12 protein-coding genes and 5 tRNA genes are annotated in these 15,445 nt (G+C 71.7%); 11 read left to right on the top strand and 6 right to left on the bottom strand.

Features of this window, described 5'->3' with window-relative positions; all coding sequences use genetic code 11:
• Nucleotides 1-46: 46 nt before the first annotated feature.
• From H0524_RS21765 to H0524_RS21755, 3 genes are all read right to left on the bottom strand, one after another.
• Entirely contained in the window at nt 47-1,216 is a 1,170-nt protein-coding gene (locus H0524_RS21765; protein WP_180200302.1) for a cytochrome P450, read from the bottom strand.
• Nucleotide 1,217: 1 nt separating this feature from the next.
• On the bottom strand, nt 1,218-1,886 hold the full coding sequence (locus H0524_RS21760; RefSeq protein WP_180200301.1) for a methyltransferase: 669 nt from the start codon (nt 1,884-1,886) through the stop codon (nt 1,218-1,220).
• A 106-nt stretch (nt 1,887-1,992) separates the two neighbouring features.
• Nucleotides 1,993-2,595: a TetR/AcrR family transcriptional regulator gene (locus H0524_RS21755; RefSeq protein ID WP_026322326.1), complete on the bottom strand. Its 603-nt coding sequence runs from the start codon at nt 2,593-2,595 to the stop codon at nt 1,993-1,995.
• A 250-nt stretch (nt 2,596-2,845) separates the two neighbouring features.
• Between H0524_RS21755 and H0524_RS21750 the strand changes: the two genes are divergently transcribed.
• The 9 genes from H0524_RS21750 (at nt 2,846) to H0524_RS21710 (ending at nt 8,553) form a co-directional block, all read left to right on the top strand.
• Nucleotides 2,846-2,918, top strand: a tRNA-Gly gene (locus H0524_RS21750).
• Nucleotides 2,919-2,952: 34 nt separating this feature from the next.
• Nucleotides 2,953-3,023 (top strand) — tRNA-Cys (locus H0524_RS21745).
• 12 nt (nt 3,024-3,035) lie between these two features.
• Nucleotides 3,036-3,110 (top strand) — tRNA-Val (locus H0524_RS21740).
• Between the two features lie 427 nt (nt 3,111-3,537).
• Entirely contained in the window at nt 3,538-3,978 is a 441-nt protein-coding gene (locus H0524_RS21735) for an excisionase family DNA-binding protein (protein WP_180200300.1), read from the top strand.
• A 3-nt stretch (nt 3,979-3,981) separates the two neighbouring features.
• Nucleotides 3,982-4,299, top strand: a complete 318-nt coding sequence (locus H0524_RS21730; protein WP_180200299.1) for a hypothetical protein — start codon at nt 3,982-3,984, stop codon at nt 4,297-4,299.
• Nucleotides 4,300-4,640: 341 nt separating this feature from the next.
• Nucleotides 4,641-4,713, top strand: a tRNA-Gly gene (locus H0524_RS21725).
• Between the two features lie 40 nt (nt 4,714-4,753).
• Nucleotides 4,754-4,828, top strand: a tRNA-Val gene (locus H0524_RS21720).
• Between the two features lie 526 nt (nt 4,829-5,354).
• Complete coding sequence (locus H0524_RS21715) at nt 5,355-7,412, top strand: discoidin domain-containing protein (protein ID WP_180200337.1); 2,058 nt, start codon at nt 5,355-5,357, stop codon at nt 7,410-7,412.
• A gap of 148 nt (nt 7,413-7,560) precedes the next feature.
• Nucleotides 7,561-8,553 (top strand): NAD-dependent epimerase/dehydratase family protein, encoded by a 993-nt coding sequence (locus tag H0524_RS21710; RefSeq protein WP_180200298.1) that lies wholly within the window; start codon nt 7,561-7,563, stop codon nt 8,551-8,553.
• 77 nt (nt 8,554-8,630) lie between these two features.
• Here H0524_RS21710 and H0524_RS21705 read toward each other — a convergent pair whose 3' ends face one another.
• A complete protein-coding gene (locus tag H0524_RS21705; RefSeq protein ID WP_180200297.1) occupies nt 8,631-9,605 on the bottom strand; it encodes an Acg family FMN-binding oxidoreductase in 975 nt (324 codons plus the stop codon).
• A gap of 278 nt (nt 9,606-9,883) precedes the next feature.
• Between H0524_RS21705 and H0524_RS21700 the strand changes: the two genes are divergently transcribed.
• Complete coding sequence (locus H0524_RS21700) at nt 9,884-10,522, top strand: response regulator transcription factor (RefSeq protein ID WP_018214694.1); 639 nt, start codon at nt 9,884-9,886, stop codon at nt 10,520-10,522.
• A 32-nt stretch (nt 10,523-10,554) separates the two neighbouring features.
• Here the strand turns inward: H0524_RS21700 and H0524_RS21695 are convergent, their stop codons facing one another.
• Nucleotides 10,555-12,276 (bottom strand): GAF domain-containing protein, encoded by a 1,722-nt coding sequence (locus tag H0524_RS21695; protein WP_180200296.1) that lies wholly within the window; start codon nt 12,274-12,276, stop codon nt 10,555-10,557.
• A gap of 42 nt (nt 12,277-12,318) precedes the next feature.
• Nucleotides 12,319-13,308, bottom strand: coding sequence for an Acg family FMN-binding oxidoreductase (locus H0524_RS21690; protein ID WP_218942390.1), 990 nt, complete (start codon nt 13,306-13,308; stop codon nt 12,319-12,321).
• Between the two features lie 238 nt (nt 13,309-13,546).
• On the opposite strand from H0524_RS21690, the gene H0524_RS21685 reads away from it, so the two are divergent.
• Nucleotides 13,547-15,427: a heavy metal translocating P-type ATPase gene (locus H0524_RS21685; protein ID WP_180200295.1), complete on the top strand. Its 1,881-nt coding sequence runs from the start codon at nt 13,547-13,549 to the stop codon at nt 15,425-15,427.
• Nucleotides 15,428-15,445: the final 18 nt, after the last annotated feature.

Below are 15,445 nucleotides of genomic sequence, written 5' to 3'. Positions count from 1 at the left end.
TGCGCCGCTGGGCCGGCTGGCGTCGGTGGTCCGCTGAGTCGGCTGGTCAGCGGCGGATCACGAAGGCGTCGGGCATCCGGAAGGTGAGGTTGTCCGGATACCACGGAGCGCGCACCACGGTCACCCCGTCCAGTAGCGGGGTCACCCGCTCCACCACCACCGCCGCCTCCATCCGGGCCAACTGGTCGCCGAGGCAACGGTGGGCGCCCGCCCCGAAGGCCAGATGCCGGCGCGACCCCCGTTGGCCGGGCCGGAACTCGTCCGGCGCCGGCACGATGGCCGGATCCCGGCCGGCCCGGGCCAGCCACAGCAGCACGCTGGTGCCCGCCGGTACCGCGGTCCCGCCCAGCGTGCTGTCCACGGCGGCGACCCGACGCCAGGTGACGATCGGCGGCTCCAGCCGCAGCCCCTCCTCGACCACGTTCGTCACCGAGACGCCGCCGTCCCGCAGCCCGGCGCGAACCGTCGGCTCGCCGGCCAGCCGGTGCAGGAGCAGGGTGAGGAACTGCGACGTGGTCTCCTGACCGGCTACCAGCAGGAAGAACAGCGCCCCGACGAGCACATCCGGCGGGTGGCCGGTGGCCCGCAGGGCGGCGGCCAGCCCACCGCCGGTGTCCGCGAACTCCCGCAGCACCTGGTGGAACCGGCCGACCTCGTCGGCCAGGGCCAGCTGGCGGTCGGCGTCCAGCGGGGCCCAGAACAACTCCAGCGCCGCCCGGGCGAACCGCTTCACCGCGGAGACCGGGGCGTCCGGGAGTTCGACCAGGCGGGCCAGGACCAGCAGCGGCAGGTCGGCGCTGAGCTCGGCGTGCAGATCGGCGGAGCCACCAGCGTCGAGGGTGGCGCGGATCGCGGCCACCCGCTCCGCCACCAGCCCGGTCAGCCAGGGTCGTTGGGCGGCGACCTTTGCCGGGTGGAGCGCGTCGGCGACGAGAGCGCGGATCGCCGGGTGGTTCACGCCGCCGTTGTTGGCCAGGGTCGGGGGGAGGCGGAAGCGGTGTCCGGCGAGCACCCGCAGGGCGGCTACCGGGATCGGGGTGACGGCGTCCAGGGCATTGTCCGGACGGTAGGTCACCTGGTCGGTGAGCACCTGCCGGACCAGCGCGTGCTCGGTCACCACCAGGTGTTCGGTGCCCTGCCGGTCAGCCACCCGGGTGACGGCCGGCCAGTGGGTGCCGGCGGTCTTCGTCCAGCTCCGGAACAGCACGGCGGACACGCTAGCGGGCCGTTCCAGGCAGCCCGGCCCGGAGTCGCCACACCGTGGCACGCTTCACGCGTACGCTCTCCAGCGTCTCGGGCACCGGCACCTCGTAGCTGGCCAGCGGGTCGAAGCGGTCGCGGGGCAGGAATGCGCGTTCCGGGTCGCCGACCAGCACCGTGGCCCCCGCGCGGGAGGCGGTGAGTAGGAAGCGGAGCATCCGCCGCGCCATCGCCGCGCTGTAGAACACGTCTCCGGCGAGTACGACCTCGGCGTCGCCCGCGTCGCCGTCGAGGATGTCGGCCAACTCGGCGTCGAGGCGTACCCCGTTGGCCTCGGCGTTGACGGCGACGGCCGCGACGGCCAGCGGGTCGACCTCGACCGCGCGGACGGCGGTGGCGCCGGCCCGGGCCGCGGCGATGGCCACCAGCCCCGAACCGGCGGCGAGGTCGAGCACCCGCCGACCGGCGACCAGCTCCGGATGATCGGTGACGTATCGGGCGACGGCCTGCCCGCCGGCCCAGGCGAAGGCCCAGAAGGGGGGTGGTTGGTCGCTGCGGAACTCACCCTCGGTCAGTTCCCAGAGCCCGACCGCGTCGTCGGCCTGGTGGAGTCGTACCTCGGGGACGAAGGGGACCGGCGCGAGACGGGCGTGCAGTCGGACGAAGGCGCTGGCGAGTTCGGACACCGCGTGATTCTCCCGCAGCCGGACCGCCGGGGTCGCGGCCCGGTCCGGTCCGGCTCCTCCTCCGCTGGGCCGACTCGGGTCCCGCGTCGGCCCGGTCCGTCCGTGCTCAGTCCAGCTGCGTCGGGTCGAGTCCCAGCTCCCGGGCGGTCACCAGGCGTACCCACTCGGTGAACTGGCGTCGGGAGATCACCCGGTCGTGCACCGCGAGCTGGACGGCGAGACCGTCCATCACGGCACTGATCCGCCACGCGGCGCCAGCCGGGTCGGCGCACTCGAAGGTGTGGTCGGCTACCCCGGCCGCGATCACCGTCGCCAGGTCCTGCCGCCAGCGCAGGTCCAGCCGGCGGGAGGTCTTCTCCAACTCCGGGGTACGCAGCGACTCGGCCCAGCCGTCGATCCACATTGCCCACGACGTGGGGCGACCGGCGGGGGTGTAGAGCCGCACCAGCCGGCGGAGCTTGGCCAGCGGCGGGGCGCTGGAGCGCAGCACCGCGTCCAGCCGGGCCAGATCCTGCTCGACGGCGTACGCGAACGCCTCGGCGAGTAGCCGGTCCTTGGTGGCGAAGTGGTAGAAGACCAGTGCCTGACTCACCCCGGCCGCCTGGGCCACGTCCGCGGTGCGGGTGTTCGCCAACCCGCGTTCCACGATCACGTCACAGGCGGTGCGCAGCAGGGCATCCAGGCGGACCTCGGCCGCACGTCTCGTCACGACCGTTACCGTAGTGCACCCGAACGGGTACGAGCTGTTACCACCCAGGGTGAACTCGCCCCACCGCAGTCGGAAGTAGGACAGTTCGCCCGGGTGCCGCACCACGGGGCTCTTCGGTGGTGCGGCTCGATCGGTCCGGGTGGCTCCTGGCCCTGGTCGAGATGGGGCGGGGACGCGCCGAGGGGGTCGAGTTGGCAACCGCTCGCCGACTCGGCTAAAGTTCTCATCCGTCACCGGGAAGCCGGGACGTGCGGACGTAGCGCAGCTGGTAGCGCATCACCTTGCCAAGGTGAGGGTCGCGGGTTCGAATCCCGTCGTCCGCTCGGAGATGCCGCCACGTTTGACCGGGGGCAACCCGGTGGGGTGGCCGAGAGGCGAGGCAACGGCCTGCAAAGCCGTGTACGCGGGTTCAAATCCCGTCCCCACCTCAGCATCATCGAGGGCGATTGGCGCAGTGGGAGCGCGCTTCCTTGACACGGAAGAGGTCACTGGTTCAAACCCAGTATCGCCCACCATATTCGATTAAGGTCGATGTACCCGAGTTGTAGCCGCGAGTCTCGTAGGAGACGCTTCGTCGGCCAGCTCCTCGAACCGTACGCATTTCTGATGCGGGACGCAGCTTCCGGAAACCCCGATGCCCTCGCGCCGCGCGGCAACCTAGTTGACGCCACTCAGGGGTGGGTGGCGACATCGAGCCTGCCGGGAATGTGTAGCCGCCGAGCCCGGGCGCGGGAGCGGGAGCTCAATCGGCTCAGTAGGGCTGCCGCACCTGCTACTGATCGCAGCCTCGATCTGATCAAGAGGGAACGGCCCGCCGGTACCAGAAGTCAGTCGAAGTGGTTGCACTTTTTTCACTTTGCGGGATGATGGTGCTTGGTGCTTGGTGCTTGGTGCTTGGTGCTTGGTGCTGGATTGGAGGAGGCCATGGCCACGGAGGCGATCATGCCAGGGGATGGGGAACGTCCCTCGTTGGCCGAGTTGGCCAGCTTGCTTCATGAAGGTTCGGGGGAGCTGGCGGTCCGTCGCGGCGGGTCTCAGGTTGAGGTTCCGGTGTCGGTTCGGGACGTGTTGACCAGGATCGCCGACGTTCTGGCGTCTGGTCGTGGTGTGGCGATCGTGCCAGTGGATCGGGAGTTGACGACCACCGAAGCGGCTGGATTGCTCGGGGTGTCCCGACCGACATTGATCAAACTGTTGGAGGCTGGCGAGATCGGCTACTCGCGGCCGAACTCGTCGCGCCGGATTCCGCTGGATCAAGTGCTGGCTTACCGTGACCGCCGGGCCCAAGTCAGGCGGGCGATCCTCGATGAGCTCACCGCCGACGCGGTAGAGATGGGCATGTACGGGCAGCCCGCCCCGGTCGAGGCGGACGACGCGGCCTGACGCGTGACGACGATCGCTGTTCTGGATGCCAACGTACTGATTCCCAACGCACTGTGCGACTTCCTGCTGCGCCTGGCGGAGGAGGACGTGTATCAGCCGCGTTGGTCGCCGGCCATTCTTGACGAGGTTCGACGGCATGTGCCGGTGTCGGCTGCGGCGATCGATCGACGGATCGCGTTCATGAATGCCGCGTTCGGGGACGCGCTGGTCATCGTCGGCGATGCGCTGATCGACCAGATGGGCAACGATCCGAAGGACAGGCATGCAGGCGGCAAGTACTGGCCGTCGGGGCACCCGGCTGACAGTCCATCAGACCCTTGACTATCTGGCCAGCGCAGGCGCACGGCGGTTCGCCGCAACGGTTCGGCGAGGCGTTCCATCTCTGGAGGGAGACGAGGACCCGGCGGCCCCGTAACCTACGCCCGGACCTTCGGTGGGGGAATGTCCGCAACTGCCGTGGTCGGGCAGTGTAAGAACGGGTGCCTTCGTATGGGGTCGTGCGTGGCTGTCGACTTAGGTATCGGGCTCGTGCGTTGGTTGGCGCGGGCTGCGGACATCACGCCGCGGTTATGCTGCGCGATCCGACGGAGCCCGGGGGGTCGGATGTCGGCGATCTTGCCGTCGGGTAGAGTGAACCCGTCGCCGACGCGGTTCGGCGGCACGCGGACGTAGCGCAGCTGGTAGCGCATCACCTTGCCAAGGTGAGGGTCGCGGGTTCGAATCCCGTCGTCCGCTCGTTCACCGCCAGCCAGGAAATCTGGGTAGCGGTGGTTCAGGGCGATTGGCGCAGTGGGAGCGCGCTTCCTTGACACGGAAGAGGTCACTGGTTCAAACCCAGTATCGCCCACCATTGAATGTGCAGGAGCAGGTCAGCGAGGTGCTTCTGCTCAGGCCGGGAGTTGCCGGACGATCAGGGTGGTCCAGGCCCAGTCGAGCTGATGACGTCGTTCCGGGTGCATCCAGCTCGCCGTCCAGGGCTCCTATCGATAGATGTTCGTTTATTTTTCGTGAGCTGCGGCAAGGGATGGTTCCGGCATTCCGGTCGACCTGGCTGTGGTGGGCGGGCGGGGTGGCCTGCTCGCTGTGCCGACTGTCGTGGCGGGTCGTAGCCGATCTGTTAATAGTTGGTTTTAAATCTTGCAATAAATCAGTTACTCCCTGGTAACTTGACCGGCCGCGGTCCGTAATCTCGCCGGAACGCCCGGTTGGGCAGCACCGGAAGACCTGCCGGTAACGGCCCGCCACGACCAGTCCGGCCGCACCTCGGTCCCACCTCCGGGCCGGCCACGGCGGATCGCCTTCGGTGTTGCGCACACCGATCCGAGTTCTGCCCTGGAGGAACAATGTCACTCCTGACCCGGCGGCGACGACCGCTGATGGCGAGCCGAGCGACCCGGCAACGATCCGTGGTGGTGACCGCCCTGCTGGCCGTGATCACCCTGCTGCTCAGCACGGCGGCACCCAGCGCGGCGGAGGAGCCCGACTGGTGGACGCCCACTGACCGGCCGGCGCCCGACTCCGCGATCGGGGTCACCGGGGCGCCGTTCACCGGCACCGACGCCGAGGGTCAGGTGCGTGGCTTCGTGGACGCGCATAACCACATCATGTCCAACGAGGCCTTTGGCGGGCGGCTCCTCTGCGGCAAGCCCTTCTCCGACGGGGGTATCACCGACGCGCTCAAGGACTGCCCGGAGCACTACCCCGACGGATCCCTGGCCCTGTTCGACTTCCTCACCAACGGTGGTGACGGCCAGCACGACCCCGACGGCTGGCCGACGTTCGCGGACTGGCCGGCCCACAACTCGCAGACCCACCAGCAGAACTACTACGCCTGGATCGAGCGAGCCTGGCGTGGTGGCCAGCGGGTCATGGTCAACCACCTGGTCACCAACGGGGTGATCTGCTCGGTCTACTTCTTCAAGGACCGCAGCTGCGACGAGATGACCTCGATTCGACTCCAGGCCGCCAAGACGTACGAGATGCAGGACTACATCGACCAGATGTACGGCGGCGCGGGCCAGGGGTGGTTCCGCGTTGTCACCGACAGCGACCAGGCCCGCGAGGTCATCGCGCAGGGCAAGCTCGCCGTCGTCCTGGGGGTGGAGACCTCCGAGCCGTTCGGCTGTAAACAGATCCTGGACATCGCCCAGTGCGACGAGGAGGACATCGATCGCGGGCTCGATGAGCTGCACGACCTCGGCGTACGCAGCATGTTCCTCTGCCACAAGTTCGACAACGCGCTGTGCGGCGTGCGATTCGACACCGGGACCACCGGGATCGCGGTCAACGCCGGGCAGTTCCTGTCGACCGGGACCTTCTGGACGACGGAGGAGTGCCGGGGGCCGCAGCAGGACAACCCCATCGCCTCCGTAGGCGACCTACCCGGGCTGGGGGACCTGCTCCCGTCCGACGTCGAGATGCCGTCGTACTCGTCCGACGCCCGGTGCAACGTCCGCGGGCTGACCAACCTCGGTGAGTACGCCCTGCGGGGCATGATGGACCGCAACATGATGGTGGAGATCGACCACATGAGCGTCAAGGCCACCGGCCGGGCGCTGGACATCTTCGAGTCCGTGTCGTACCCCGGTGTGGTCTCGTCGCACAGCTGGATGGACCTGCTCTGGAGCGAGCGGGTCTACCGACTCGGCGGGTTCATCACGCAGTACATGCACGGTGCCGAGCGGTTCATCGCCGATGCGGACCGGACGAAGGAGCTGCGCGACAGCTACGACGTCGGGTACGGCTTCGGCACCGACATGAACGGTTTCGGCAGCTGGCCCGGCCCCCGGGGCGCGGACACCCCGAACCCGGTCCAGTACCCGTACCAGTCCGCGCACGGCGGTGCCGTCATGGACCGGCAGACCACCGGTGACCGGACCTGGGACATCAATGCTGACGGTGCCGCCCACTACGGACTGGTGCCGGACTGGGTGGAGCAGATGCGGGTCCTGGGCGGTCAGGAGGTGGTGGACGACCTGCTGCGCGGCGCCGAGTCGTACCTCGGCATGTGGGGCGCCACGGAGGGCCACGTCCCCGGTGTCAACCTCGCCGCCGGGTCGTCCGCCTCGGCCAGCTCGACCGCGTGGTATCCGTTCACCACCTACGCCCCCCGTCGAGCCGTGGACGGCGACCGGACGACCCGCTGGGCGAGCTGGTGGAGTGACGACCAGTGGCTGCGGTTGGATCTCGGCGCGGCACATCAGGTTCAACGGGTCACCCTGGAGTGGGCGGGCGAGTACGCCAGGGCGTACCGGATCGAGGTGAGTGCCGACGGCAGCTCCTGGCAGACCGTGGCCTCCATATCGGATGGTGACGGTGGTCTGGAGACGGCCTTCTTCGACCCGACGTCGGTTCGCTACGTCCGCGTCCAGGGTCAGGAGCGCGGTACCGACCTGGGCTACTCGCTGAAGGAGGTCGGCGTTCACGCCAGCTGACATCGCGGTCGGCCGCACCGGACACGGGCCGCACCGGGCACGGGTCACGTTGGGCGTGGCCCGTGCCCGGGACCGCTTCTGCCGTCAGCGGAACTGCTGGCGGCAGAACCCGGTACGCCCAACCTTCGCAGGCTGGCACGGTGAAGGCATGAGACTGCTGGTGTTGGGTGGTACGGGATTTGTCGGCGGGGCGGTGGCCGGTGCGGGGCTGCGCCGGGGGTGGGAGGTGACGGTGTTCAACCGGGGCCGCCACGGGACGACGCCGGCCGGTGCGCACCGGCTCCGGGGCGACCGGACCGCACCGGGCGGGCTGGCCGCGCTCGCCGGCCGGGAGTGGGATCTGGTCGTCGACACCTGGGACGGGGCGCCGCGGGCCGCCAGGGACTCGGCCCGGGCGCTGGCCGGGCAGGTCGGGCGCTACGGCTACGTCTCCAGCGGGTCGGTCTACGCCGAGCCGGTGGCGTTGGGGTCGGCGGAGGACGCTCCGGTGGTCGACGCCGCGCCCGACGCCGGGGAGGCCGACTACCCGGCCAACAAGGCCGGCGCCGAGCGGGCCGTCCGGGAGGTCTACGGCGAGCGGGCGCTGATCGCCCGGGCCGGCCTGATCCTCGGGCCGGGTGAGGACATCGGTCGGTTGCCGTGGTGGCTGCAGCGGATCGCCCGTGGCGGTGCCGTGCTGGCGCCCGGCCCGGCCGACCTCGCCCTGCAGTACGTCGACGTCCGCGACCTGGCGGCGTTCCTGCTCGACCCGAAGGTGCCCGGCGGGACGTTCAACGTGGTCAGCCGTACCGGGCACGCGACGATGGGGGAGTTGCTCGCCGCCTGTGTGGCGGCGACGGGGGCTGATGCCCGGCCGCGCTGGATCGAACCGGAGCGGATTCTGGCGGCGGGCGTGGTGCCCTGGTACAACCTGCCGATCTGGATTCCGGCCGGGCATCCCTACCGCTGGTTGCAGGAGCTTGACGTGCGGGCCGCGTACGCCGCCGGGCTGGTGTGCCGCCCGGTGGCCGACACCGTCGCCGACACCTGGTCGTGGCTGCAGGCGGTGGGCGTGGTGCCGCCCCGCGCGGGTCGTCCGCAACGCGCCCCGGTGGGCCTGGACCCGACCCGGGAGGCGGCGCTGCTGGCGGCCGGACACTGACCGCGCGCCGCAAGGCGGCCGGAGGGTCCGAGCGGCCGGACGGTTCGGGCGGCCAGATGGTTCGGGCGGCCGGACGGTCAGAGCTGGGGGACGGTCAGGTCGAGCACCTCGTTGACGTCGCGGCGGGGGGTGGGCCAGCCGGGCTGGCCGTACCCGATCCGCATCACCATCTGCGGGGTGCCGTAGCGGCCCAGCGAGAGCCGAAGCTGCTCCCGGGCGGTTGGTACCTCGATGGGTTGGGACAGCAGCGACACGGAGAGCCCGGCGTCGGTTGCGGTGAGCAGCGTACGTTGGAGGGCCTGGCCGGCGATGACCTGGTCAACGGCCGTGTTGCCGGGGCCGCCGAGCACCGCGACGAGGGGTTCCGGTTCGAAGTCGCGGCCGGGGGCGCGTTCCCGACCGCCGAAGGCGCGCGCGGGCAGCAGGTCCTGCGGCTCGAACGGCGGGCCGCCGGCGTTCGCGGGTACCCCGTCGGGCGCCTCGTCGTGGTGGACCCACTTCTCCCGCTCGGCGCGGTATGAGGGGTTGCGCTCCAGCACCCGGTGGGCGCCTCGGGCGATCTCAGCGAACGCGTTCACCGCGCTCGTGCCGACCAGCAGCTCCAGCCAGCACTCCTCGGTCCGGGCTGCTTCGGTGAGCCGCCATCGGGCGTCGGCGGGCACCGGGTCGGGCTGGAAGGGGGCGCGGTTGCTGAACCGGCGGGGGATTGCCGCGTGGAGGTCCTGCTCGATCGGGGTGGGGCGGCGTGGCGCGTCCGGGACCAGCCGGGCCACCACGTCGGGCTCGGCCGGGTACGGGCGCAGCCGTACGGCCGCCGGTGTCTCCGCGACGGCCAGGGCGAGCCGGAGGTTGAACAGCGCCGCCCCGGCGGCGATGCGGATACCCCAGCCGTTCGGGTCGGTGGCGGGCAGCCGTCGGGACGGGTCGGCCAGCACCTCGATCCCGCCGTCGCGCAGGCGGAACCGCCACGGCTGCGTGTTGTGCAGGGACGGGGCCCGAATGGCGTCGGCGGCGGCGGCACGTAGCTGCGCTACGGTGTAGTAAGCGTCCATGGTGTCGCTCCCCTCCGTTGGCGCGCCACGGTTGCTGCTTCGTCCACCGTCTCCCAGGCGGGGCGCGAAATTCCAGGGCCGGATGTCCCTTCCCTGCGGGACCGACTGTCCTGCCCCGGACTCACCGCTTCCCGGCGTTCGTGCTATCAGCCTGTGCTGTCCGTATTGTCTCTCTTGTCCGTTCTAGTGGAGTGGGAATCGCCGAGTGGGCGCCCGGCCGGGGCGGGTCGGGACCTTCGACCCCTGCAGAACAGCCGCCAGCAGGGTAGAAACAAGGGATGATCCGCGTGTACCTACTCGACGACCACGAAGTCGTCCGTCGTGGCCTTGCCGACCTGCTCACGGCCAGCGGTGACATTGAGGTCGTCGGCGAGTCCGGCCTGGCCCAGGAGGCGGCCCGCCGCATCCCGGCGCTCCGGCCCGACGTCGCGATTCTCGACGCGCGGCTACCCGACGGCAACGGCATCGACGTGTGCCGGGACATCCGGGCCCTGGACTCGTCGATCAAGGGCTTGATTCTCACCTCGTACGAGGACGACGAGGCGCTCTTCGCGGCGATCATGGCCGGCGCGGCCGGCTACGTGCTCAAGCAGATCCGCGGCACCGATCTGGTGGACGCGGTCCGCCGGGTGGCCGCCGGGCAGTCGCTGCTCGACCCCGCGATCACCACCCGGGTACTGGAGCGGATCCGCAGCGGCGTTGAGCAGCCACGGGAGCTGAAGTCCCTGACCGAGCAGGAACGGCGGATCCTGGAGTACGTGGCCGAGGGGCTCACCAACCGGGAGATCGCCGGCCGGATGTTCCTCGCCGAGAAGACGGTGAAGAACTACGTCTCCAGCATGCTGGCGAAGCTCGGCCTGGAACGGCGGACGCAGGCAGCCGTACTCGCCACCCGCCTGCTCGGCAAGACCCACTGACCCCGCGGGGGTGATCCGGTGCCGCGGGCGGCTCAGCTGTCCAGCGGCACGGACCAGTGCAGCCGGGTGCCGTGCGGGTGCTCCGGTCGCACCTCGAACACCCCGCCGTGGCGCTCGGCACGTTCGCGCAGATTGACCAGCCCGCCCCGGGCGGCGGCCGGATCGCAGCCGACCCCGTCGTCGGTGACGGTCACCGAAACCTGACCGGCCGCCACCCGGACGGTGACCGCGACCCGCTGGGCCCGGGCGTGTCGCACCGTGTTCGACAGCGCCTCCCGCAGCACGGCCGTGAGATCGGGACGCAGCTCGTCCGAGACGGCGCTGTCGATCGGGCCGGCCAACTCCAACGCGGGCCGGAAACCCAGCGACCCGGCGGCGTCCTCGACCGCCTCCCGAATCTCCGAGCGTAGCTGCGCGGTCATCGGCGTGCGCAGCTCGAAGATGGTGCGACGGATGTCCTTGATCGTGGCGTCCAGGTCGTCCACCGCCGCGTTGATCCGGTTGGCGAGTTCGGGGCGGGTGCTCATCGGCACCGCGCTCTGCAACTGCAGGCCGGTGGCGAACAACCGCTGAATCACCACGTCGTGCAGGTCCCGGGCGATCCGCTCGCGGTCCTCCAGGACCACCAGCAGCTCCCGCTCCTCCTGGCCCCGAGCCCGCTCCATGGCCAGCGCGGCCTGCGCGGCGAAGCTGCCGAGTAGCGCCAGATCGTCCTCGCTGGTCTCATCGTGGTCAGCGCCGTACGCCACCACCAGCACGCCGTGCAGGGTGTCCGCGGTCGCCAGTGGGGAGAGCACCGCCGGCCCGGTGTCCAGCAGCGCCGGCCAGGGCGCGGCGTGGGCGAGGTCCGCCACCCGGTCGTGCCGGCCGTGGATGACGGCGGCGCCGAAGCTGGTGTCGGCGGCGGGTAGGACGGTGCCGACCAGGGCAGCGGCCTGCTCACCCGCGCCGTCAACCACGTCAACGGTGAAGGTGTCCGCGCCGGGGTCATAGAGCAACACCAGCGCCAGCTCCGCCTCGGCGACCTCCCGGGCACGCCGCGCCACCAGCGACAGCGCGTCAGTACGGCGGACCTCGCCGAGCAGGAGCGTGGTGATCTCGGCGGCGGCGGCCAGCCACCGCTCCCGCCGGTGCTCCAGCTCGTAGAGGCGGGCGTTCTCGATCGCCACCCCGGCCGCCGCGGCCAGCGCGACCACGATCTCCTCGTCGTCCTCGGTGAACTCGGCCGCGTCCCGCTTCTCGGCCAGGTAGAGGTTGCCGAAGACCTGGTCCCGGATCCGCACCGGGACCCCGAGGAAGCTGTGCATCGGCGGATGGTGCGGCGGGAAACCGTAGGAGGCGGGGTGCTGGGTGATGTCGGGCATCCGCACCGGGCGTGGATCGTCGATCAGCAGGCCGAGGACACCTCGGCCGTGTGGCAGCTCACCGATCTTGGCGCGCTGCTCGTCGTCCACACCGTGGGTGACGAAGTCGTGCAGCGTCCGGTCCCGGCCGAGGACGCCGAGCGCGCCGTAACGGGCCCCGGCCAGCTCGGCGGCTGCCTCGACGATGCGTTGCAGCGTGCTGCGCAGGTCCAGGTCGGTGCTGATGCCGACCACGGCGTCGAGTAGGGCCCGCAGCCGTTCCCGACTGGTGACCACCTGGCTGACCCGCTCCAGCATCTCCTGCAGCAGCTCGTCCAGGTCGACCCGGGACAGCGGGGTCAACCCGAGCGAAGGGGTGGCGTGCGGTTCGTGTTCGGGACTCGGTGTCACCGGCCGATGCTAACGCCGCCGACCAGGGACGTGACACGCCCGTCAGGCTCCGCGGACCGCTGTGGTGTCCACCACCTGCTCCACCGCGAGCCGCGGCGTGTGCGGCGGGCCGGCGTGCGTCGGATCCGCGCGGCCCAGGCGCAGCACGAGATACGGGTGTCCCATGCCGGCCAGTACCCCGCGCAGCTCCGCGCGGGTGCCCGGAACTTCGATCACCCCGCTCAACGGCACCACCGAGACGCCCAGCCGGGTCGCGGCGAGCCAACTCGCCGACAGCGCCTCACCGGCCCGCAACCAGGTGTTGGGCTCGTCCTCGTCGCCGTGGAGCAGCGCGTACGCGGCTGCCTGGTCATGACCGGGCCCCACCGGCAGGGTGCCAGCCCGGCCGAAGTCCCGGCCGGGCACGGTGGTCTGTGGGGGCGACTCCGGCAACACCGCCGCCGGCAGACCGACGTCGTCGGCCCGGCTGGTCCAGTACGCCAGCTCCGCGCGTAGCCGGGGATCCTCCGACTCCACGGTGTCGGCCTGGGACGCGGCGGTCGCCAGCTGCAACACCTGGTCCCGGTCGAGTTGCTGGAGCCGGACCCCTTCGACGGTGGCCGCTTCGGTGATCTCGGTGAGGGCCGAGTCGGTGATCGGTTCGTCACCAACCGGCCGGCGATCGGTGTGCCGGATTCGCATGCACTGCACCAGGTGCATCGCCTCGGGATCCGTCCCCACCCGGGTCAGGCCGGTGAGCCGGGCCAGCAGGTCCGGGCCATCCGGGTCGGGGATTCGCTCCACCACCGCCTGCCACCCCTCGGCGGCCAGCGCGACCCGGGCGTGGTGCAGCGCCGCACCGCAGCTCAGGACGAGCAGCCGCCCCTCCGGATCGGTGGCGGTGAGCTGCCGGTCCCGGAACACCCGCAGCTCCAGCGCGTCGGGCAGGACCCGCCACCGCCACGGTTGGGTGTTGTGCACCGAGGGGGCGCGACCGGCGGTCGCGGCGGCCTGCGCGAGCGCGGTGGTCAGCGCGTGGTCCGTCTGGCTCATGCTCTCGACCCTTCCCTCGAAACACATCGTGCCGCACCCGGCGGGCACCCGGGTGCGGTTGCCGATCCATCCTGCGACATTCGCCCGCCGATCGCACGGGGCGCAGGTCCCGTCGCCGCTGGACCATTCGACCCGGGTGACGCACCGCCCACCTCGGTGACCCGCCGGAACGATTTTGGCCCGGTGGGTTCGGTGATGCGCCGCCCACCCCGGCCGACCCGCTGGGACGATTTCGGGGATGGCGGCGGAGCCGGAGTGCGTGCCCGAGCAACCGGCGCGGTCCGGGCCGGGCGGCCGGCTGCTCTGGGTGCCGCTGGGCGGGCTGACCGCGCTGGTGCTCGCTGGCGTGGTGGCGTGGCTCGCCGGCCGGTCCGGCCTCGCTGACCTGCTCTGGGCCGCCGCCACGGTGGCCGCGCTGGTGCCGGCCGCCGGGTCGATGCTGCGCGAGCTCTGGCACCGGCGGTACGGCGTCGACGTGATCGCCGTCCTCGCGCTGGCGGGCGCGCTCGTTGTGGCGGAGTACCTGGCCGGGGCGGTGATCGCGGTGATGGTGGCCACCGGCCGCACGCTGGAGGCGTACGCCCAGGGGCGGGCGACCCGCGACCTCCGTGCGCTGCTCGCGCACGCCCCACGTACCGCGCGCCGACGCGCCCCGGACGGGACGATCGAGGTGGTCCCGGCGGACCAGGTTGTCGCCGGGGACAACCTGGTGGTCGGCCCCGGCGACGTGGTGCCGGTCGACGGGCAGCTCACGGCGGCGGCCACGCTCGACGAGTCGGTGGTGACGGGAGAGTCGCGGCTGGCCCAGCGTGCCCCGGGGGATCGGGTGGGCAGCGGCGTGGTGAACGCCGGTGCCGCCTTCGGGCTGCGGGCGACCGCGGACGCGGCTTCCAGCACGTACGCCGGGATCGTGCGGCTGGCCCGGGAGGCCACCGCGCAGAAGGCGCCGACGGTCCGGCTGGCCGACCGGTACGCCGTCGCCTTCGTTCCGTTCACCCTGCTGCTCGCCGGGCTGGGCTGGCTGGTCTCCGGCGACCTGGTCCGGGCGGTGGCGGTCCTGGTGGTGGCCACGCCCTGCCCACTGCTGCTGGCCACCCCGATCGCCATCGTCTCTGGGCTGTCCCGCACCGCCCGGCACGGGGTCCTGGTCCGCGACGGCGGCTCGCTCGAACTGCTCGGCCGGGCCCGCACCCTGCTGGTGGACAAGACCGGAACCCTGACCGCCGGCCGGCCCCAGGTGGCCGAGACGGTGCCGGCCCCGGGGACCACGGCCGACGAGGTGCTGCGCCTCGCCGCCTCCGTGGAACAGCTCTCCCCGCATGTGCTGGCGCGCGCCCTGGTGGAGGGGGCGCGGGAGCGGGAGCTCGGCCTCGCCGAGCCGGAAGGGGTCACCGAGGAGCCAGGTCGGGGCGTACGTGGGCGGGTGGAGGGCCGTGACCTGTGGGTGGGGCAGCTCGACAGCGCGCCGCCCCAGTGGGCCTCCCCGGCCCGGGACCGCGCCGAGGAGGCCGGGCACTCGCTGGTGTGGGTCGGTGCGGGCGAGGGGCCGCTCGGCGTGATCCTGCTGGCGGACCCGGTCCGGTCCGACGCGTCGCGTACGGTCGGCCGGCTGCGGAAGGCGGGGCTGCGCCGGATCGTCATGGTCACCGGTGACCGGCCGGCCACCGCCCGCCGGGTGGCCCGAGAGGTCGGGGTGGACGACGTCCTCGCCCGCTGCGCGCCGGCCGAGAAGGCGGACCGGGTTCGCGCCGAGGTGGATCGGGCGGTCACGGTGATGGTGGGGGACGGGGTGAACGACGCTCCCGCCCTGGCCACCGCGGATGTCGGCGTGGCGATGGGCGCCACCGGGGCCACCGCGTCGGCGGATGTCGCCGACGCGGTGCTCACCGTGGACCGGCTGGAGCGCCTGGCCGACGCGGTGGAGGTCGCCCGGTACGCGCGCCGCATCGCCGTGCAGAGCGCCACGGTGGGCATGGGCCTCGCCGTGCTGGCCATGTTCGCCGCCGCCCTCGGACGGCTGCCGCCGGTGGCCGGTGCCTTCCTTCAGGAGGGTATCGACGTGCTGGTGATCCTCAACGCGTTGCGCGCCCTGCTCGGCCCGGGCACCCTACGGCGGTGACCAGCCCCCGCCGGCGGT

The organism is Salinispora sp. H7-4 (assembly GCF_013416675.1).
Lineage (GTDB): Bacteria > Actinomycetota > Actinomycetes > Mycobacteriales > Micromonosporaceae > Micromonospora > Micromonospora vitiensis.
This window is presented reverse-complemented; position numbering and strand designations above follow the sequence as displayed.

Excerpts from the sequence above, each read along its gene's own strand:
- H0524_RS21735 (WP_180200300.1), top strand. The coding sequence starts at position 3,538 with ATGCCAGGGGATGGGGAACGTCCCTCGTTGGCCGAGTTGGCCAGCTTG.
- H0524_RS21715 (WP_180200337.1), top strand. The coding sequence starts at position 5,355 with ATGGCGAGCCGAGCGACCCGGCAACGATCCGTGGTGGTGACCGCCCTG.
- H0524_RS21710 (WP_180200298.1), top strand. The coding sequence starts at position 7,561 with ATGAGACTGCTGGTGTTGGGTGGTACGGGATTTGTCGGCGGGGCGGTG.
- H0524_RS21705 (WP_180200297.1), bottom strand. The coding sequence starts at position 9,605 with ATGGACGCTTACTACACCGTAGCGCAGCTACGTGCCGCCGCCGCCGAC.
- H0524_RS21700 (WP_018214694.1), top strand. The coding sequence starts at position 9,884 with ATGATCCGCGTGTACCTACTCGACGACCACGAAGTCGTCCGTCGTGGC.
- H0524_RS21690 (WP_218942390.1), bottom strand. The coding sequence starts at position 13,308 with ATGAGCCAGACGGACCACGCGCTGACCACCGCGCTCGCGCAGGCCGCC.
- H0524_RS21685 (WP_180200295.1), top strand. The coding sequence starts at position 13,547 with ATGGCGGCGGAGCCGGAGTGCGTGCCCGAGCAACCGGCGCGGTCCGGG.